Annotated in this window: 18 protein-coding genes; 8 read left to right on the top strand and 10 right to left on the bottom strand. The window is 73.6% G+C overall.

Annotated elements, in window-relative coordinates; translation table 11 throughout:
* Positions 1-96 precede the first annotated feature (96 nt).
* A complete protein-coding gene (locus ACIBEF_RS26585) occupies positions 97-1,323 on the top strand; it encodes a cysteine desulfurase-like protein (RefSeq protein ID WP_396795869.1) in 1,227 nt (408 codons plus the stop codon).
* Positions 1,320-1,607: a GNAT family N-acetyltransferase gene (locus ACIBEF_RS26580; protein WP_396795868.1), complete on the top strand. Its 288-nt coding sequence runs from the start codon at positions 1,320-1,322 to the stop codon at positions 1,605-1,607. The genes ACIBEF_RS26585 and ACIBEF_RS26580 overlap by 4 nt, the downstream gene beginning before the upstream one ends.
* Before the next feature lie 9 nt (positions 1,608-1,616).
* On the opposite strand, the gene ACIBEF_RS26575 is transcribed toward ACIBEF_RS26580, so the two are convergent.
* Positions 1,617-3,107 carry a glycoside hydrolase family 3 protein gene (locus ACIBEF_RS26575; protein ID WP_396795866.1) on the bottom strand — a complete coding sequence of 497 codons (1,491 nt, stop codon included), beginning with the start codon at positions 3,105-3,107 and terminating at the stop codon, positions 1,617-1,619.
* A gap of 216 nt (positions 3,108-3,323) precedes the next feature.
* On the opposite strand from ACIBEF_RS26575, the gene ACIBEF_RS26570 reads away from it, so the two are divergent.
* The 4 genes from ACIBEF_RS26570 to ACIBEF_RS26555 all read left to right on the top strand — a co-directional run bounded on the left by ACIBEF_RS26570 (position 3,324) and on the right by ACIBEF_RS26555 (position 6,783).
* On the top strand, positions 3,324-3,449 hold the full coding sequence (locus ACIBEF_RS26570) for a hypothetical protein (protein WP_255750123.1): 126 nt from the start codon (positions 3,324-3,326) through the stop codon (positions 3,447-3,449).
* 86 nt (positions 3,450-3,535) lie between these two features.
* Positions 3,536-4,486, top strand: a complete 951-nt coding sequence (locus tag ACIBEF_RS26565; protein WP_396795865.1) for a TIGR03557 family F420-dependent LLM class oxidoreductase — start codon at positions 3,536-3,538, stop codon at positions 4,484-4,486.
* 73 nt (positions 4,487-4,559) lie between these two features.
* Positions 4,560-6,191 carry a RecQ family ATP-dependent DNA helicase gene (locus ACIBEF_RS26560; protein WP_396795863.1) on the top strand — a complete coding sequence of 544 codons (1,632 nt, stop codon included), beginning with the start codon at positions 4,560-4,562 and terminating at the stop codon, positions 6,189-6,191.
* 88 nt (positions 6,192-6,279) lie between these two features.
* Positions 6,280-6,783 carry a hypothetical protein gene (locus ACIBEF_RS26555; protein WP_396795862.1) on the top strand — a complete coding sequence of 168 codons (504 nt, stop codon included), beginning with the start codon at positions 6,280-6,282 and terminating at the stop codon, positions 6,781-6,783.
* Here ACIBEF_RS26555 and ACIBEF_RS26550 read toward each other — a convergent pair.
* On the bottom strand, positions 6,773-8,362 hold the full coding sequence (locus ACIBEF_RS26550; protein WP_396795861.1) for an MFS transporter: 1,590 nt from the start codon (positions 8,360-8,362) through the stop codon (positions 6,773-6,775). The two genes, ACIBEF_RS26555 and ACIBEF_RS26550, sit on opposite strands and share 11 nt — an antisense overlap.
* A gap of 82 nt (positions 8,363-8,444) precedes the next feature.
* On the opposite strand from ACIBEF_RS26550, the gene ACIBEF_RS26545 reads away from it, so the two are divergent.
* Complete coding sequence (locus tag ACIBEF_RS26545; protein ID WP_396795860.1) at positions 8,445-9,206, top strand: TetR/AcrR family transcriptional regulator; 762 nt, start codon at positions 8,445-8,447, stop codon at positions 9,204-9,206.
* Between the two features lie 9 nt (positions 9,207-9,215).
* Positions 9,216-10,250 (top strand): helix-turn-helix domain-containing protein, encoded by a 1,035-nt coding sequence (locus ACIBEF_RS26540; protein WP_396795858.1) that lies wholly within the window; start codon positions 9,216-9,218, stop codon positions 10,248-10,250.
* Positions 10,251-10,405: 155 nt separating this feature from the next.
* Here the strand turns inward: ACIBEF_RS26540 and ACIBEF_RS26535 are convergent, their stop codons facing one another.
* From ACIBEF_RS26535 to ACIBEF_RS26500, 8 genes are read right to left on the bottom strand one after another with little or no spacing between them, the layout of a single operon-like run.
* Positions 10,406-11,389, bottom strand: coding sequence for a DNA topoisomerase IB (locus ACIBEF_RS26535; RefSeq protein WP_396795857.1), 984 nt, complete (start codon positions 11,387-11,389; stop codon positions 10,406-10,408).
* The gene (locus ACIBEF_RS26530; protein WP_396795909.1) at positions 11,373-12,326 is read right to left on the bottom strand and encodes a glycosyltransferase family 9 protein; all 954 of its coding nucleotides are present in this window, start codon (positions 12,324-12,326) and stop codon (positions 11,373-11,375) included. The genes ACIBEF_RS26535 and ACIBEF_RS26530 overlap by 17 nt, the downstream gene beginning before the upstream one ends.
* Positions 12,323-13,024 carry an SDR family oxidoreductase gene (locus ACIBEF_RS26525; RefSeq protein WP_357204372.1) on the bottom strand — a complete coding sequence of 234 codons (702 nt, stop codon included), beginning with the start codon at positions 13,022-13,024 and terminating at the stop codon, positions 12,323-12,325. The genes ACIBEF_RS26530 and ACIBEF_RS26525 overlap by 4 nt, the downstream gene beginning before the upstream one ends.
* A complete protein-coding gene (locus tag ACIBEF_RS26520; RefSeq protein WP_396795855.1) occupies positions 13,021-14,481 on the bottom strand; it encodes a PfkB family carbohydrate kinase in 1,461 nt (486 codons plus the stop codon). Before ACIBEF_RS26520 ends, ACIBEF_RS26525 begins: the two co-directional genes overlap by 4 nt.
* Before the next feature lie 40 nt (positions 14,482-14,521).
* Positions 14,522-15,235: an SIS domain-containing protein gene (locus ACIBEF_RS26515; protein WP_396795853.1), complete on the bottom strand. Its 714-nt coding sequence runs from the start codon at positions 15,233-15,235 to the stop codon at positions 14,522-14,524.
* Entirely contained in the window at positions 15,235-16,452 is a 1,218-nt protein-coding gene (locus tag ACIBEF_RS26510) for a glycosyltransferase (protein ID WP_396795852.1), read from the bottom strand. Before ACIBEF_RS26510 ends, ACIBEF_RS26515 begins: the two co-directional genes overlap by 1 nt.
* Positions 16,437-17,411, bottom strand: coding sequence for a glycosyltransferase (locus ACIBEF_RS26505; protein ID WP_396795851.1), 975 nt, complete (start codon positions 17,409-17,411; stop codon positions 16,437-16,439). Before ACIBEF_RS26505 ends, ACIBEF_RS26510 begins: the two co-directional genes overlap by 16 nt.
* Positions 17,408-19,084 (bottom strand): HAD-IIIA family hydrolase, encoded by a 1,677-nt coding sequence (locus ACIBEF_RS26500; RefSeq protein ID WP_396795849.1) that lies wholly within the window; start codon positions 19,082-19,084, stop codon positions 17,408-17,410. The genes ACIBEF_RS26505 and ACIBEF_RS26500 overlap by 4 nt, the downstream gene beginning before the upstream one ends.
* Between the last annotated feature and the right edge of the window lie 70 nt (positions 19,085-19,154).

Genomic DNA, 19,154 nt, shown 5'->3' with positions numbered 1-19,154 from the left:
CTTGCCAAGAGTACGAGACATCCGCGAGGTCGCCGCCGAACGGTGATCACCTGGCGGCCGGGAAGGGCGCGGGGAGCACCGGCTAGGGTCCGGGACATGCCGTTCGACATCGCCCGCACCCGGGCCGCGTACCCCGCCCTGACCGAGGGTTTCGTCCACTTCGACGGTGCCGGCGGCACCCAGACCGCGGCCGGTGTGATCGACGCGGTCACCGATGCCATGCGGTCGGCGGTCGGCAACCGCAGCGCCGCCAACATCGCGGGCCGCCGGTCGTTGGAGCTGGTGGCCGAGGCCCGCTCGGCGGTGGCCGATCTGCTCGGCGCCGACCCGGCCGGGGTGGTGCTCGGCCCGAGCGCGACCGCGCTGACGTACACCCTGGCCCGCACGCTCGGCGCGACCTGGCGCCCGGGCGACGAGGTGGTGGTGTCCCGGCTCGACCACGACGCGAACGTGCGGCCGTGGGTGCAGGCCGCGGAGGCGGCCGGCGCGACGGTGCGCTGGGCCGAGGTCGACCGGCACACCGGTGAGCTGCCCGCGGCCCAGTACGCGGACCTGGTGGGTGAGCGGACCCGGTTGGTCGCGGTGACCGCCGGCAGCAACGCCATCGGCACCATGCCGGACGTGTCGGCGATCGCCAAGATTGCGCACGCGGTCGGCGCGCTGGTCCACGTCGACGGGGTGCACTCGGTGCCGCACGGACCGACCGACCTGGCCTCGCTCGGCGCCGACGTGCTGGTCAGCAGCGCGTACAAGTGGTCCGGCCCGCACCTGGCGGCGATGGTGGCGGACCCGGCCCGGTGGGAGGCGTTGCGCCCGGCGAAGCTGGTGCCGTCCTCCGACGCGGTGCCGGACCGGTTCGAGTACGGCACGCCGAGCTTCCCGCTGCTGGCCGGCATGGCCGCGGCGGTGGATCACCTGGCGGGGCTGGACCCGGACGCGGTCGGGGACCGGCGGGACCGGCTGCGCGCAGGGCTGGCCGCCGCCCAGGCGCACGAGGAGGCGCTACTGGACCGGCTGCTCGCCGGGCTGGCGCAGCGGCCGTCGATCACCGTCTACGGCTCGCCGGCGCGGCGCTGCCCGACGGTCTCGTTCCGGGTCGCCGGATTGTCCCCGGCGGCCACCCAGGAGGCGTTGGGTGCCGCCGGGTTCTGCCTCTCCGTCGGTGACTACTACGCCTACGAGTACTTCCAGCTGATGGGTCTGCGCGAGAGCGGCGGCGCGGTGCGGGCCAGCATCTACCACTACAACACCTCCGAGGAGGTGGACCGTTTGCTCGGCGAACTCGACGCGCTGGCCGACCCGGCGGGGAGAATGGCCGGATGAGCACCCTGGTCGAGGACAACCCGGCGAAGCACCGCTTCGAGATCCTTGTCGACGACGCGTTGGCCGGCTTCACCGCGTACCTGCCGCGCGGGGAGGTGCTGGTCTTCACCCACACCGAGGTGGACCGGGGCTTTCAGGGCAAGGGGGTGGGCGGCACGCTGATCCGCGGCACCCTGGACCAGCTCCGGGCACGCGGCACGACAGTGGTGCCGCAGTGCCCCTTCATGGCCGCGTTCATCGACAAGCACCCCGAGTACGCCGACCTGGTCGCCGACCTGGTGTAGCGCGGGCGGTCAGCGGGTGCCGGTGAGCACCTCGGCGGCGGCCCGTCCACTGGCCCGGGTGGCGCCGTGGGTGGCCAGGTGCACCGCCCCGGTGATCAGCTCGGGCACGCCCAACTCGACCACGACGGCGTCCGGCCGGGCGGCCAACGCGCGGTGCACGGCGGCACGCATCCAGTCGTGCCGGTGCTGGTCACGGACGACCAGGACCAGGGGGCGGCTGCCTGCCCCGGCGCCCGGGTCCGCCGGCACGTCGGGTTCGGAGTAACGGACCGTGCTGGTGCCGGGCAGCAGCTCGGTCAGTGGTCCGCCGATGCCCCACGGGGTCTCGGCGCCGATGGCGATGTTGCGCGGCGGCTCGAATTCGACGACGTGTGCCGCGCGGGTCAGGGGCAGCGCGACCGTCGTACCCGGGGCGGCGGTGACCCGGACGGCCCGGCGGGCGGCGACCAGCCCGACGTCGGCGGCGGCGCGCGCTCCGGCCGAGCCGGAGTTGCGGACGGCCACCGTCCAGGCGGCGAGTTGACCGACGCGCTTGGCGGCCTCGGCGAGACGTTCCTCGGGCAGCTCACCGGAGACGACGGCGGCCACGATGGCGTCGCGCAGCTCGCGGGCGGCCTGCTCGTCAGCCCGTTCACCGCCGATGCAGATGGCGTCGGCGCCGGCGGCGAGGGCGCGGACCGTAGCCCCGGCGAAGCCGTACCGGTCGGCGACCGCGCGCATCTCCATCGCGTCGGTGACCACCACACCGGAGAAGCCCAGTTCGTCGCGGAGCAACCCACCCAGGATGCGCTGACTGAGCGTCGCCGGCAGGTGCGGGTCGAGCGCGGGCACCAGCAGGTGACCGGTCATCACCGCCTGCACCCCGGCGGCCACGGCGGCGCGGAACGGGGCCAGTTCGCAGGCGTCCAGCCGGTCCCGGTCGGCGGTGATCCGGGGCAGGTCGTGGTGTGAGTCGACCCGGGTGTCGCCGTGGCCGGGGAAGTGTTTGGCGCAGGCCGCGACGCCGCCGGCCTGGAGCCCGCGGACCCAGGCGGCGGTGTGCCGCGCGACGAGCACCGGGTCGGCGCCGAAGGAACGGACGCCGATCACCGGGTTCGCCGGGTTGGAGTTGACGTCGGCGTCCGGGGCGTAGTTGAGGGTGATCCCCGCCGCGGCCAGCTCGGCGCCGAGGTCCCGGGCGACGGCCTCGGTCAGCCCCGGGTCGTCGACCGCGCCGAGGGCGAAGTTGCCGGGCCGGGAGCTGCCGTGCACCGACTCCAGCCGGGTGACGTCGCCGGCCTCCTCGTCGATCGCCACGATGACGTCCGGCCGTTCCGCGCGTAGCGTCGCGGTGAGGGCGGTCACCTGCTCGGTGTCGACGACGTTGCGGGCGAAGAGCACCACCGAGCCGAGGCCCTCGCCGAGCCAGCGGCACACCCAGGGCGGTGGGGTGGTGCCGACGAAGCCGGGTTGCAGGACGGCGGCGGCGAGCGCCGAGAGGTGCCCGTTGGAAGTGGTCACGCCACTCCCTCGCAGCGATCGAGATCGATCACCGGCGACGGTGCGCCCCCGTCGATCCGCTGGTTGCGCTCGCTCATGCGGCCCCCGTACCCCATCTCTCGCGCGCCCTTGGCGCACCGCCACCGGCAGGCGGTTCTGCCATGGTCACACTGAGCGATTCAATAGTCAATAAACCTTACAGTTGCCTGGCGGCCCGCTCCCGGGGAGAGTGCGGGGATGGATCCCGTCCTGCTGGCCGACGCGACGAGCCCGGCCGACATCCCCGGCGTACGCCTGCTCGGCCTGGTGGTCGGCGCTCTGCTGCTCCTCGCCGCGATCCGGGCGATGTTCGGGCGACGCTGACCCACCCACGGCGAGAACCGGTGTGACCGGGCGCCGCCGGGGTAGGGCTTCCCCATCAGCAGGTCCGCGTGCCGAAGGGGTAAGCCATGAAGATCGGATATTTTCTGTCCAGTGAGGAGTTCACGCCAGCCGAGTTGCTGGAGCAGGCGCGCGGTGCCGAACGGGCCGGCTTCGAGGCGCTGTGGATCTCGGATCACTACCACCCGTGGGTGGACGCACAGGGTCAGAGCCCCTTCGTCTGGTCGATGATCGGCGCGCTCAGCCAGGTCTCGTCGCTGCCGGTGACCACGGCGGTGACCTGCCCGACCGTGCGGATCCACCCGGCGGTGATCGCGCAGGCGGCGGCGACCAGCGCGGTGCTGCACGGTGGACGGTTCGTGCTCGGCGTCGGCACCGGCGAGGCCCTCAACGAGCACATCTTCGGCGACGCGTGGCCGCAGGCGGACGTCCGGCTGGACATGCTGGAGGAGGCCGTCGAGGTGCTGCGCGAGCTGTGGAAGGGCGGTTTCGTCAACCACCACGGAAAGCACTACACGGTGGAGCACGCCCGGATCTACACGCTGCCCGACACTCCCCCGCCGATCTACGTCTCCGGCTTCGGACCGAAGGCCATCGACCTGGCCGCCCGGATCGGCGACGGCTACGTGAGCACCATGCCCGACGGCGAGATGGTCCGCCGCTTCCGCGAGAACGGCGGCGGCGACAAGCCGTGCCAGGCCGGATTCAAGGCGGCGTACGCGGACAGCGAGGACGAGGGGTTGCGGATCGCGTACGAGCGCTGGCCCAACGCGGGGGTGCCCGGTGAGCTGTCCCAGGTGCTCCCCTCGCCACGGCACTTCGAGCAGGCCTCCGAGCTGGTCGAGCCGGAGATGCTCAAGAAGGCGTTCGTCTGCGGCAACAGCGCCGACGCGCACCTGGAGATGATCGACAAGTACGCCAAGGCCGGCTTCGACGAGGTCTACGTGGCCAACACCGGCCCGCACTACCAGGGTCTGTTCGACCTGTACCAGCGCGAGGTCCTGCCCGGGCTGCGCTGAGCCCCTGGCACCCGAGCCCATGATCTTCCGAATGCGTTTCGGTTGTCCTGGGCTCGGGTACCTCCGGCCCTCGATGAAACTGTCCACGCATTCGATGACGTTGCGCCGTGCCGCCCGCAGCCTGTTCGGCTGGAAGGCACTGCGGCCCAACCAGTTGGCCGCCATGCGCGCGGTCATGAAGCGACGCGACGCCCTGGTGGTGCTGCCCACCGGCGCCGGCAAGTCGGCGATCTACCAGATCCCGGCCAGTCTGATCCCCGGTCCCACCGTGGTGATCTCTCCGCTCCTCGCCCTCCAGCAGGACCAGATCGCCTCCCTCAACGAGCGGCAACGCCCGGAGCTGCGGGCGATGCGGATCAGCTCGAACGAGTCCGCCAGCCAGCAGGCCGAGGCGCTCGCCGACGTCCGCGAGGGCCGGGCGGAGTTCCTCTTCATCACGCCGGAGCAGCTCAGCAACCCGGACCGGATGGCCGAGGTCGCCGCGCTGAAGCCGGCGCTGGTGGCGATCGACGAGGCGCACTGCATCTCGGCCTGGGGGCACGACTTCCGCCCCGACTACCTGGCGCTCGGGCACCTCATCGAGGGCATCGGTCGGCCGCCGGTGGTGGCGCTGACCGCCACCGCCTCGCCGCCGGTACGCGACGACATCATCGCCCGGCTTCGGCTGCGCGATCCGGACGTGGTGGTCTCCGGGCTGGACCGGCCCAACCTCTTCCTCGAGGTGGCCCACTGCCCGGACGAGGACTACCGCTGGCGACGGCTGATGACGCTGCTGCGCGACGAGGGCCGGCCGGGGATCATCTACGTGCCGACCCGGCGCGCCGCCGAGGAGCTGGCCACCCGGTTGACCGACGCCGGCTTCCCGGCGCAGTTCTACCACGGCGGGATGCCGATGGGTGCCCGCGCGGAGCTGCACGAGGCGTTCCTCGCCGACCAGGTCCCGATCATGGTGGCGACCTCGGCGTTCGGCATGGGCATCGACAAGCCGAACATCGCCTGGGTGGTGCACATGGCGCTGCCCGACTCGCCGGACAGCTACTTCCAGGAGATCGGCCGGGCCGGGCGCGACGGGCAACCGGCCCGGGTCCTGCTGCTGTGGCGGGCCGAGGACGTGGGCCTGCAGCGGTTCTTCAGCGGCGGCCTGCCCGACGAGAACGAGCTGCGCGACCTGGCCGCTCTGCTGCGCAAGAAGGCAGCCACCAAGACCGAACTGCGCGAGACCACCGGCCTGGGGCCGCGCAAGCTGGGCCAGTACCTGTCCCTGCTGGAGCAGGTCGGCGCGGCCGAGCCGCGCGCCCGGCAGCGCATCGGCGCCCCGCGCTACTCCCCCGCTGCGGTGGACGCCGCCGCGGCGGCCCTCACCGAGGCGGAACGCCAGCAGACGGTGACCCGCTCCCGGACCGACATGATGCGGGCCTTCGCCGAGACCAGGGCCTGCCGGGGGCAGACCCTGCTGGCCTACTTCGGCGAGCAGATGAGCGACGTCTGCGGGCACTGCGACAACTGCCACAACGGCACCAGCGTGGCCGACCAGGGTGCGGTCGGGCCGTTCCCGGTGCACAGTCAGGTGCGTCACCCGGAGTGGGGGCAGGGCATGGTGCTCTCGTACGAGGAGGACAAGATGACCGTCCTCTTCGAGGAGGTCGGGTACAAGACGTTGTCGGTGCGCGTGGTGTCCGAACAGGGCCTGCTGACCCTGGACTAGCCTGACCCGGGTGCCGGTTGCGGCCCCGGTGGATCGACAAAGCAGAGCACCGATTGACCAAGAAGAGCAGGGCGGAAGGGGCGTTGTCGTGATCGAGCAGCCGGCGTACACCGGGTTCGGTTTCTCCGACGAGGAGTGGGGGCTGCTGGTCGGCCTGCCACAGTCGGTGTTGACCGCGGCGAGCGCCGCCGAGTCCGACGGCACCCGCCGGACCATGGCGGAGAACGCGGCCGGGCTGGAGACCATCGCCGCCGGCCGGGAGTCGGCCAGCCCGCTGGTGGTCGCCGTGGCCGGCGAGATCGTCACCCGGGTCGGTGACCCGGAGGCCGGCGAGGAGCTGCCGGTCATCGCGCCCGCCGACCCCGGGGCGTACATCGACGACGTGCTGCTGCGGGCCGGCGAGGCCAACGCGTTGCTGGCCGCGCGGGTCGACGAGGGTGAGGCCGGCGCGTACAAGCACTGGCTCGTGAAGATCGCCGAGCAGGTGGTGGGCGCCGCGTCCAGCGGCGGGCTGCTGGGCATCGGCGGCGAGTCGGTCAGCGACTCCGAGCGGCGTTTCCGCGACCGGCTCGCGCACGTGCTCACCGACTGACCGACGACAACGACGTGTCGGCCGGACCGGTCGGCTCGGCGGCCAGCGCCGCGGGGTCGGCCGGTCGGACGCCACGCAGCGCGACGAGCGCGGTGAGCGCGCCCAGCAGCATCACCGCCATGGCGGCGTACGCGGCCAGGTGCAGCCCGTCGGTGAACGCCACACCGGCGGCGTGCCGCACCGCGTCGGCCAGCTCCGCCGGCAACCCCTGGGCGACGGCGAGCGCACCGCCCAGGGTCTCCTGGGCCGCCGTTCCGGCGTCGGCGGGCAGCCCGGCCGGAAGGCCGTCGACGATCTCGCGGCGGTAGACCGCCGCGCCCACGCTGCCCAGGATCGCCATCCCCAGCGCACCGCCCAGCTCGCTGCTGGACTCGGTCAGCGCCGAGGCCACACCTGCCTGCTCGGGCGGCGCCGCGCCGATGACCAGCTCGGTGACGAGAGACATCACCATCACCAGGCCGGCGGCGTAGACACTGGCGCCGACGAGCAGCAGCCACAGCGGCGTCTCCGGGGTGACCCGGGTCAACACCACGAAGCCGACCACGGCGATCCCGAACCCCGTAGCGATCAGGTACGCCCGTTCGACGCGCTGGGCGAGGGCGGCGGCGGCCGGCGCGACTCCCCCCACGGCGAGGGACGGCACGAGGCTCCACAGTGCCGCCCGCAGCGGGCTCAGGCCGAGCACCAGCTGGAGGTGCTGGGTGGTGAAGATGGCGAAGCCGACGATGGCGAACATCGCCAGCAGGTTGACAGCGAGCGATCCGGCGAAGCCGCGGCGGCGGAACAGGGCGAGGTCGACCATCGGGTACGCCCGGGTCCGCTGGCGGTGCAGGAAGAGCGCCCCCACCAGCAGACCGCCGACGATGGCGAGGACGCGCGCCGGGCTGAGCCCGTCCCGGGCCATCTCCTTGATGCCGTAGATCACCGGCAGCAGCGCCCCGAGCGACAGTGCCGCGCTGACCAGGTCGAACCGCCCGGTCGCCGGGTTGCGGAACTCGGGCACCAGGAGCGGCACGAGCAGGAGCAACATCAGCATCGCCGGGATGTTGATCAGAAAGATCGAGCCCCACCAGAAGTGCTCCAGCAGGATGCCGCTGAGCACCGGACCGATCGCGATGCCGCCGGTGAGAGTGGCGGTCCAGACGGCGATAGCGGTGCCGCGCTGCTTGGCGTCGTGGAACATGTTGCGGACCAGGGCGAGCGTCGAGGGCATCAGGGTGGCCCCACCGACGCCGAGCACGGCACGCGCGGCGATGAGCGTCGCGGTGCTGTCGGCGTACGCGGCCAGCAGCGACGCCGCGCCGAACGCGGCGGCACCGATCAGCAGGAGCCGGCGTCGGCCGATCCGATCTCCGAGAGCGCCCATGGTGATGAGCAGCCCGGCCAGCACGAAGCCGTAGATGTCGAAGATCCAGAGCTGCTCGGTGGCGGTGGGGCGCAACTCCGCGCTGATGAACGGGACGGCGAAGTAGAGAACCGACACGTCCATCGAGACCAGGAGCAGCGGCAGCATCAGCACGGTGAGCCCGATCCACTCCCGTCGGCCCGCTCGCGGTGCCGGTGTGGTGGTGATCGCCATGATCAGTTCTCCTTCTGCGTATGACGTACGCTGTTATGCGTAGACCATACGCAGAACTAGGATGGCGAGGCAAGGAGGAAATGTGGCGGCGAAGACAGACAACGGCGGGCCCGTGCTCCCGCCGGCCATCGAGAGCGCGTGGGGGCTGCGGGAGCGGCCACCCAAGGGCCCCCGGCCGGGAATGAGCGTGCCCACCATCGTGGACGCCGCCGTACGCGTGGCCGACGCCGACGGTCTGGCGGCCGTCTCGATGAGCCGGGTGGCCAAGGAGTTGGGCGCCGCGACCATGGCCCTCTACCGGTATGTCGGTTCGAAGGACGAGCTGCTCATGCTCATGGTGGACACCGGGTACGGCCCGTCCCCCGGCCCACCCGTGCCGGGGGACGACTGGCGCGCCAGCCTCACCCGGTGGGCCTGGGCCGAGCACGACGTGCTGCGGCAACGGTCCTGGCTGCTGCACGTGCCGATCAGCGGCCCACCGATCACCCCACAGCAGCTCGGCTGGATGGAGGACGGGCTGCGCTGCCTCGACGGCACCACCCTCGGCGAGAGCGAGAAGATGTCGGTGCTCCTGCTGATCACCGGGTACGTCCGCAACGAGGCCACCCTCACCTCGCAGATCGCCGAGGGCAGCCGGGCGGCCGGCGTCGAGCCCAGCGAGATGATGCCGGCGTACGGCCGGCTGGTGGCCCGACTCATCGACCCGGCCCGCTTCCCCGCGCTGCACCGGGTGCTCAGCGCCGGCGTGCTCTACCAGGACGACGACCCCGACGACGAGTTCGTCTTCGGTCTGGACCGGATCCTCGACGGCGTCGAGGCGCTGATCCAACGCCGAACGCGCTGAGGGAGTTCCATGCTGCCGAGAGACACCATCGACACCACAGTCCTGCCACCGGGCGAACGGTTCGGCATGTGGCTGGACCTGGTCGCGCGCACCTCCGCGCCGCTGCGCATCCAGTCCGCGCACAGCGACGACTTCGCCGCCCGCGCCGACTTCGTCGACCTCGGCCCGATCCAGCTGGTGCAGTACGAATACCCGTCCCTGGACGCCACCCGGACCCGGAAACTGGTCCGTCAGTCCGACCCGGAGCTGTACATCCTCGCCCTCACCACCGGCGGCGTCGGCACGTCCAGCCAGGACGGTCGCCGCAGCGAGATCCTGGCCGGCGAGTTCACCTTCTACGACGGGTCCCGGCCACACGACGTCTGCCACCACGCCACCGAGCCCGAACGGGACCAGGCCACCTCGATCATCACGCTGATCCCGCACGCCGCGCTACCCCTGCCGCCGCAGCGGATGGCGGCGCTCTACGGCGGCCGGATGTCCGGCAGCGAGGGGATCGGGGCGTTGCTCGCGCAGTTCCTGATCCAGGTGACCGGGCACCCCGAGCAGTACCATGCCGCCGACGCCAGCCGGCTCGGCGCGGTGGGGCTCGACCTGGCCACCACCATGCTCGGCCGGCACCTCGTCGCCGAGGACGCCGTGCCGACCGAGGTCCGCCGCCGGACGCTACTCACCCAGGTGCAGTCGTACATCCACCGCCACCTCGGCGACGCGACCCTCGGCCCGCAGGTGGTCGCCGACGCCCATCACATCTCGGTGCGGTCCCTGCACCGGTTGTTCGAGGCCGAGGACACCACAGTGGCGTCGTACATCCGGGAACTGCGGCTGGCCCGGTGCCGGCGCGACCTGACCGACCCGGCGCTGCGCAACCAGCCGGTGCAGACCGTCGCGGCGCGGTGGGGCTTTCCCGACAAGGCCCACTTCAGCCGGGCTTTCCGGGCCGCGTACGGCACCACCCCGCAGGAACACCGCGACAGCCACTCGGATTTGGCGCGGATCGTCAACCGCCGGGCGTCCATGGTCAACTCGCTGCCGGCAGACTGACACCAACGCGGCCGGTCATCACCTGGTGGGCCGCCAACGGGGGCCGTGGCGAGGCGCCCGCCGCGCGAGCGGCGGGCGGCCGCCCGGTGGCACCCCGCTGAAGCCCGAGGCTCCGGCTCCGTCGCGTTTCCCCCCAGAATCGCCGACGGGGCCGGTCAGGCCCCCTCCAGCAGCTTCAGGACCACCTGCTCCGCTTCCTCGCGAGGCGCCTGCGGGTCCACCGACGCCACCACTCCGTCGTGGTAGAGGTCGACCACCCGCGGATCCACGTAGGACGCGCGCGCCACCGTCGGTGTGTTGCCCAGCAGCTCCGCCACCGCACGCATCACAGCGACCACCGCCTTGCGCCGGGCGGTCACCGAGCGGGCCGGACCGGCGGTGGCCAACTCGGTGGCCGCGAGCACCGTGGCGTGCCAGGTGCGGAAGTCCTTCGCGGTCATCTCCCCACCGCTGGCGTCGCGCAGGTAGCCGTTGACCTCGTCGCTGCGCACGTCGCGCCACTCCCTGCCGTCCCAGTAGCCGAACAGCCGCTCCGCCCGTCGCCGACGACGGCGCAGATTGGCCAGCACCTGGCACAGCTCCGGGTCCTCGATCCGGCGTACCTGCTCGATGCCCCCTTTCGCGGGAAACACGAGCACCACGCAGCCGCCTCGGGACCGCGCATGCTCGGGGCGCAGGGTGGCGACCCCGTAGGTCGGGTCGTCGCCGGCGGCGTACTGGTCGCTGCCGACCCGGAACATCCCCATGTCCAGCAGTCGGGCCACAGTGGCCAGCACCCGGTCCCGGCCCAGTCCAGGCCCGTCCAGGTCGCGCCCCACCCGCTCACGCAGCGCCGGCAGCCGCCGGGCCACCTCCAGCACGCGGTCGAACTTCGCCTCGTCCTGCTTCTCCCGCCACCGCGGGTGGTAGACGTACTGCTTGCGTCCGGCCGCGTCGATCCCGATCGCCTGAATGTGCCCGTTCGGGTGCGGGGCGATCCACACGTCCTGCCAGGCCGGCGGGATGACCAGCTCCCCCAGCCGGGCCAGGACGTCCGGATCCCGCACCGGCGCACCGGACGGGTCGACGAAGAGCCAGCCCCGACCGCGCCGACGCCGTCCGTACCCCGGTCGACCCGGGTCGCTACGCCGCAACCGCACCGGAGACCCGCACCACTCTTTCCACCTCGGCCACGGCGGCCAGCACCTCGTCGAGGCGCAGAGCCGCCATCGTCGGATGGCTTCCTACCCCATCCCACCTGGGCCAATCTCCTTCGCCGGCCCAGAGCACCCGGTGCCGTGGCCGGTCCGGTGGAGGCCCCCAGAGCGCCGGTGGCACCGGCCCGAAGAGGACGACCGACGGGGTGCCGTACCCGGTGGCCAGGTGGGCGACGCCGGTGTCCCCACTGACCACCAGTCGGGCGTCGGCCACCAGCGCGGCGAGCACGCCGAGGTCGGTCCGGCCGGCCAGCACGGCGTCCGAGCTCAGGCCCGCCGCCTCGGCCACCCGGGCCGCCAGCGCCCGTTCGTCGGCCGAGCCGGTGAGCAGCACCCGGTGCCCCTGGTCGGTCAGTGCCCGGGCCAGACCGGCGAACCGCTCGGCGGGCCACCGCTTGGCCGGGATCTTGCTGCCCGGGTGCAGCACCGTGACACCGCTGGGCAGCCCCGCCGCAGCGGGCCGACGCAGGCTCAGGTCGGCGCGGTCGGCCGGAATGTCGTACCAGGACAGCAGCCGGCACCACCGGTCCACCTCGTGCTCGTCGGCGGCCCAGCGCGGGCCGTCGGCGAAGCCGGCGTCCGGGCTGGCGAAGGCGAGAAGCCGACCGGGCCGGGTAGCCGCGAGCAGCCGGTGCGACTGCGGGCCGCGCCCGTGCAGGTTGACAGCGGTCCACGGGGCCGACCCCGCCCGGAGAGGGCGATCCAGCCCCGCGGTGTCCACCAGCCGGTCGACGCCACCGACCAGGTCGACCAGCGGGGCCAACCAGCCGGGCGCGGCGAGCGCCAGCTCCCGCGACGGGTACTCGGCCCGCAACGCCCGCAGCGCGGGCACCGCCGTCACCAGGTCGCCGACGCCGAGGGCGCGCAGCACGAGGATCACGGGTACGACGTCTCCTGCTCGGCGCACACCACCATCTCGCGCACCGCGCAACCGGGCGGCTGATTGAGCGCGAACATGATCGCGGCGGCGGTGTCGGCGGGCTCGTTGAGGTTCGCGTCCGGCCCCGGCTTGTACTGCGGGTCACGTTCGTCGAAGAACGCGGTGCGCATCCCACCCGGGATGAGCAGGGTGACGCCGACCTGGCCGGCCAGCTCGGCGGCGAGAGCTCGGGTGAACCCCACCACGCCGAACTTCGCCGCGCAGTACGCGGTGGCGTCGCTGACCGCCTTGACGCCCAGGGTCGAGGCGACGGTGACGATGCGGCCCCGGGAGGTGACCAGGAACGGCAGCGCGGCCCGGATCACCGCCGCGGTGGCCAGCAGGTCGACGGCGACGATCCGGTCCCAGGTCTCCCCCGGCAGGTCGGCGAGTCGGCCCGGCACGTCCGTGCCGGCGGCGGTCACCACGGCGTCCAGGCCACCGGCCTGCTCGGCGAGGTGCCGGGTGGCCACCTCGGCGGCTCGCGTGTCGGCCAGGTCGCACTCGGTCCAGGACACCCCGTCGGCCGGCGGCTGCCGGTCCAGCACGACCGGACGGCCACCGGAGGCGGCCACCGCGGCGACCACAGCGGCGCCGAGGCCGCTGGCGCCCCCGGTGATCAGGACGGTGGGCCCGGCACCGGGCCGCGTGGCGGTCATCGGGTCCGCTCCGCGAGCGTGCGGACGATCAGGTCGGTGGTGGAACGACCGTCCAGATAGGGCACCACGACTGTGTTCCCACCCCAGCGGCGCAGGACCTCCGCCTCCGGCAGGGCGGCGCTGGCGTCCCCACCGCCGGTGGCGTAGTCGCCGCCCTTGACCCAGACGTCGGGGCGTACCCAGGACAGCGCCGCCTGCGGGGTCGGCTCGTCGAAGACGAGGACCGCGTCGACGCAGCTCAACGCGGCCAGCAGTCGGCTGCGGTCGCCTTCGGACTGCACCGGCCGGTCCGGCCCCTTCAACCCGGCCACGCTGGCGTCGGAGTTCAGGCAGACGATGAGACAGTCGCCGAGCTGCCGGGCCGCCTCCAGGGTGGCCACGTGCCCGGCGTGCAGCAGGTCGAAGCAACCGCCGGTCGCCACCACCGTGCCACCCGCGGCGCGTACCTCACTCAGGAGCGTGGCGACAGCGGCCACTCCCACCCGGTCGGCCATCGCACCACCCCGTGGTCCCGGCTGGAGTGCTCGCGGCTCCGGCGCACTCCGGCCCCGCGCCGCGGGCGTCGACGGAGGCAGCGCCGCGGCCACTCCCCCACCGGCCACGTACGCGGACGCCTCGGCGACCGCCACCTGCACCGCCTCGGAGACCAGCGCGCCCTGGGCCAGTGCGACACTGGCCGCCGCCGCGAACCGGTCGCCGGCACCGCAGGTGTCCCCCTCCGCGCTACCCGGCGTCGGCACCACCAGCGGCGTCGACCCGGCGTGGCACAGCAGCGCGCCGTCGCCGCCCAGCGTCACCGCGACGGCGCCGGCCCGCCACCGCCGCCGTAGTCCCTGGGCACCCCTCGACGCGGTGGCCAGTCGGGACGCGCCGGGCAGCGCGGGGACCAGCTCACGCACCTCGGACTCGTTCGGCGTGGCCAGGTGTACGCCGGGCACGGCCGCCGGGCCACGAGGATGCGGGTCCCACACCACCGGCGCGCGGGTGGCGGCCAACGCGGCACGCAGCGCGGGCTCCCGCGCCACCCCCCGGCCGTAGTCGCTGACCAGCACCGCGGACGCCTCGGCGATCACCCGGAGCACCTCGTCGGAGGGCTGACCCGGCTCGCCGGACACGCCGCCCCGGTCGTGGCGCAGCAGCACCCGCCCCCGGGCCCGCAGCCGGATCTTCTCCGGCGTCGCGCCGGAAAGGGCCAGCGGGTACACCTGCACGCCGGCGGCGGCGAGCAGCGCGCTCAGTCGGGCCCCTCCGGAGTCGTCGGCGAGCGCCGTCACCAGCACCACCTCGGCGCCCTGCGCGGCGGCGAACACCGCCGCCAACCCGGCGCCCCCCGGTCGGTCGGTGGCCACCGTCTCGTCGAGCACCGGCACCGGGGAGTCCGGGCAGAGCCGGTTCACCACACCTTCCACGTCCCGGTCGAGCAGGGTGTCCCCGAGCACCACCACCGGTCCCCTCACGCTTGCCTCCTCATCCTCACGCGTCGACCCGCTGTCCGGCTCACGCGTCGACCTGCCGTCCGGGCCCGCCGTCGAGCACCACCTCGACCCCGGTGCGTACCGGCGCGGCATCCAGCCGACCGGCCGGTCCGGGCTCCCCGGGCACGGGGTGGACGACCGCCGGATCGGCGGCTGCCGCCAGCGCGGCGGGCAACTCCTGCTCGAGGTACTCGCAGAGCAGATGACTGGTCACCAGGTGCAGCTCCTGGACGACCTGGGTGTCCGGGGACGCGACGGCCAGCACGTCGTCGCAGGCCTCGGCGAGCGGATTGGGGGCGACGCCGGTGAGCGCCCAGGTGGTCACCCCGACCTCGCGGGCCGCCCGCGCGGCGGCGACCAGGTTGGGGCTGGTTCCGCTGGTGCTCAACAACAGCAGGATGTCGCCCCGCCGGCCGTGGGCGCGCACCTGGCGGGCGTACACCTCGGTGTAGCCGTAGTCGTTGGCGATGGCGGTGAGCGCGCTCGTCTCGGCGTGCAGCGCGATCGCGGACAGCGGCTGACGGTCGTCGTGCAGCTTGCCGACCAGCTCGGCGGTGAGGTGCTGGGCTTCGGCGGCACTGCCGCCGTTGCCGGCCACCAGCAGGCGACCCCCGGCGACCAGCCGGTGGGCCAGGTCCGCGCCCCAGCGAGCGAGCTGTCGCTCACACCGTCGGTACGGCACCAGTGCCGCGGCGAGGTTCGTCAGGTGCGTGTCGAGCAGGCTGCCCGTCGGCATCAGGCCACCACCCGGGTCGGCCGGCGCACGGCGGCCACCTCGCTGTAGACCTCGACCAGCCGCTCGGCCGTGGCCGCCCACGAGTACCGTTCCCGGGCCCGCTCACGCGCCGCCGTCGCGTACGCGAAGCGCCTGATCCGGTCGTCGAGCAACGCCTGGATCGCGCTGGCCAGCGCGTGCGGGTCCCGAGCCGGCACGAGGTCACCGGTCGTCCCGTCGACCACGGTGTCCCGGATGCCGCCCACGGCCGTGCCGACGACCGGCACCCCACAGGCCATCGCCTCCAGCGGGGTCAACCCGAACGGCTCGTACCAGGGCGCAGCGACCAGCAGGTCCGCCGAGCGGTACCAGCGGCCCATCTCCTCACGGGGCACCGCGCCGACCAGGTGCACCCGGTCGGCCACCCCGCACGACTCCGCGAGCGCCCGCAGCCGGCGGGCGTACGGGTCGGTCTCCAACAGCCCCTCGGGTGGGCCGCCGACAACCACGCACTCGGCGTCCGGCACCAGCTCCATCGCGCGGACCACGGTCTGGAAGCCCTTGCGCTCGACCAGCCGACCCACGGTGAGGATGCGGGCCCGTCCCGGTTCCCGGTCGGCGGCCGGCCCGAGTGGGGCGAAGGTGGCGAGGTTGACCCCGGAGGGCACCACCGTCATCCGGGACCGGGGCACACCCATCCGGACCAGCTCACCCACCTCGTCGCGGCACTGCGCGACGATCCGGTCCACCGATCGGCCCAGCTCCCGCTCGTAGGAGATCCGGCGGGCCGGGCTGGTGTCCTGCACTCCCTGGTAGCGGCGCTTCACGGTGCCCAACGCGTGGTACGTCTGCACCACCGGCACCCCGGTCTGCCGGCCGGCGGTCAGCGCCGCCAGGCCACTCATCCAGAAGTGCGCGTGGATCACCTCGGGCACCCAGTCGCCGCCGCGCCACCGCTCGATCAGCCAGCGGCTGAACTCCCGCATGTGCGGCAGCAGCGCGTCCTTGGCCACCGGCTCGGCCGGGCCGGCCGGCACGTGCACCACGTCGTACCCGTCCGGGCTGCGGACGGTCACCGGCAGGTCGGGCGCGTCGCGGCGGGTGTAGACCCGCACCTCGTGCCCGGCGGCGGCGAGCGCGGCGGACAGCTCCGCGACGTGCGTGTTCTGGCCGCCGGCATCCTCCCCTCCGAGGACGGCGAGCGGGCTGGCGTGCTCCGAGATCATCGCGATCCGCATACTTCCTCCTCCAGCAGCCGGTCCCAGTCAGCGAGGAAACGGTCGAGGCCGTATCTGTCGCGCGCGGCGGTTCTCGCCGCCGCTCCGGCCTGCCGCGCGGTGTCCGGTTCGGCGATGAACCGGCGGGCGGCGTCGAGCAGGGTGTCGGTCCGGGTGGCGAGCGCCCCCGCCTCCGGGGGCACCGCCATCACCGCCTCGGTGGTGGCGAGCGCGACGACCGGCATGCCGATCGACATCGCCTCGATGAGGCTGAGCCCGAGGGAGGTCCACCGGCACAGGTGCAGGTACGCCCGCCGCCGGGCCAGTTCGGTGTGCATCCGCTCCTGGGGCACGTCGTCGTGGCTGGTCAGCCGGTCCGCGGGCAGCCCGAGGTGGTCGGCCAGGCCGGCGACGCCCATGCCGAACACGTCCAGCGGCGCGATCTCGGCGAACTGGGGCAGCAGGTCGGTGCCGGTGACCCGGCCTCGCCGCACCGGCTCGTTGATCACCACGGCGAGCCGGTCCAGCTCCCCCGTGTAGGACGCGGAGGGGGCGACGATGCCGTGGTCGACCACTGTGGTGCGGGTGTCGCCGGTGTCCCAGAAGATCTGGTTGAACCCGGTGACGTGGGCGATGAGCAGGTCGTCGCGGTCGGCCATCGGGTGACGGGTGTTCGGCACGTCGCCCTTGGGGGTGTTGTGCTCGACGTAGATCGCCGGAAGGTCTCGGCCGGGGCGGCGACGGAGCCACTGCTCGGCCCGGTCGACCTCCTCGGGGCGTTGCAGGATGACCAGGTCGACGTCCGCGCTCGGCAGCTCCTCCGGGCTGACCTCGACCGCGCTGTCCGGCCACGGGTAGGTGCGGGCCCGGCCGAGGCCGTACGGGCCGCGGTCGGGTGTGGTGGGAATCAGGTAGCGGTGGCTGCCGTGCACGAACGACGTTGTCCAGGAGCCGTGCACGTGCCAGAGCAGGATGTTCATCGGCCGCCACCACCGCTGGCGGTGAGGGTCCGGAGCGCGTCGACCACATCGCCCGGGTCGACGCCGCTGAGGCAGGGGTGCCCGGGGACCGGGCAACTGGCCGCCCGGGTATCCCGGCAGGGCGCGGCGGCGTCGCCGAGCCGGACGGTGGGCACCCGGTAGGGCCCCCACTGACCGAACGGGACGGTCGGCGCGAAGAGACTCACCACCGGCACACCGGCGGCTGCCGCCAGGTGCGCGGGCCCGGTGTTTCCGACCACGACCGCGCTGGCGTCCGCGACGATCGCGGCCAACCCGGCCAGGTCGGTGCGGCCGCCCAGGTCGGTCCCGCCGGCCGCGGCGACCTGGGCGGTGACCGCCCGCTCGTCCGGGCCGCCGGTGACCAGCACCCGGTGCCCGGCGTCGGCCAGCGCCCCGGCGATCCGGGTGGCCACGTCGGGCGGGCAGGCCCGGCTCGACGCGTCCGAGCCGGGGTGCAGCACCACGTACCCCGGATCGCCCAGGTCGGCCGGGCGTGGTGGAACGGCGTCCCGGCGCAGCCGCAGGACCGGCTCGTCGCCGTCGGGCAGCCGATGACCGGCGGCGGCGGCCAGGGACAGGGCACGTTCGGGTTCGGGGACGCCCACCGGCACCCGGTGCCGGATGTCCAGCAGCGAGCCCGGATAGTCGTCGCTGATCGCCGCGATCCGGTTGATCCCCGCCATCCGCAACAGCAGCGCCAGCGGCAGGGCGGACTGGTGGAACGAGGTGAACACCACGGCCTGGTCCGCGCCGACCGCGCCCAACCGCGCGGTCAGGCTCCGCATGGCCTCCGGGTCGACGTGCCCCGGCGTGGGGTCGATCCACGGCAGCGGATGTTCGATGATCTCGTCGACGCCGGGCAGAAGGTTGGCGGCGGCCCGACCGCGCGGACCGCACAGCAGCACCACCCGGTGCGCTCCGGCCGCGACGGCGCGGATCGCCGGGCCGGTGACCAGCACGTCACCGGCCGAGTCCGAACGGACCACCAGCGCCGTCCGTACCGGTTCGGTGGGCGGAGTCGCGGGCTGCACGGCCTGTTGGCGGCGCAGGATCTCCGCCACCGCAGCAGGCAGGTCGTTGGCCACCCACCCGGCGGCGGCGACCTCCTCGGGCCGGGTCACCGGGGTCGGCACGAGCACCCCCGCGGCCCCGGCGGCCATGGCGGCACCGATGTCGCGGCCGATGTCGCCCACGAGTACGCAGCGGGACGGCGTCGTGCCCAGCTCGCGGGCGGCGGCGTACACCAGGCCCGGCGCCGGCTTGCGGCAGTCACAGCCGTCGGCGTCGTCATGTGGGCAGACCAGCCACGCGTCGAACCGGCCCAGCAGCTCCTCGACGCGGGCGTGCACCGCCCGCATCTGCTCGGCGGTGAAGTAGCCCCGGGCCAGGCCCGACTGGTTCGTGACGACCGCCAACCGCAGCCCGGACGCCCGCAGCCGGTCCAGCGCCGCCCGCGCGCCCGGCACCGGCCGTACCTTCTCCGGGTCGCCGTTGTACGGCACGTCCTCGATCAGGGTGCCGTCGCGGTCCAGCAGCACCGCGTCGTAGAGCACCGCTCGGGGGCTTGCGACAGATCCGGAACCGGCGCGGTCAGCGGCGGGGTACACCTGTGCTGACCTGCGCTGATACGGATTCTCCTGGTCCTGTCGCACAGCCGGCGGGTTCCCTGCGCCCCGAGGAGTAAACGTCGCCGTCGAGGGGGTGGGCCAGCGCCGCCGGCGA

The organism is Micromonospora sp. NPDC050795, from assembly GCF_044456785.1.
Taxonomy (GTDB): Bacteria; Actinomycetota; Actinomycetes; order Mycobacteriales; family Micromonosporaceae; genus Micromonospora.
Note: the sequence above shows the minus strand (reverse complement) of the source record. Positions and strands in the feature narration are given on the sequence as shown.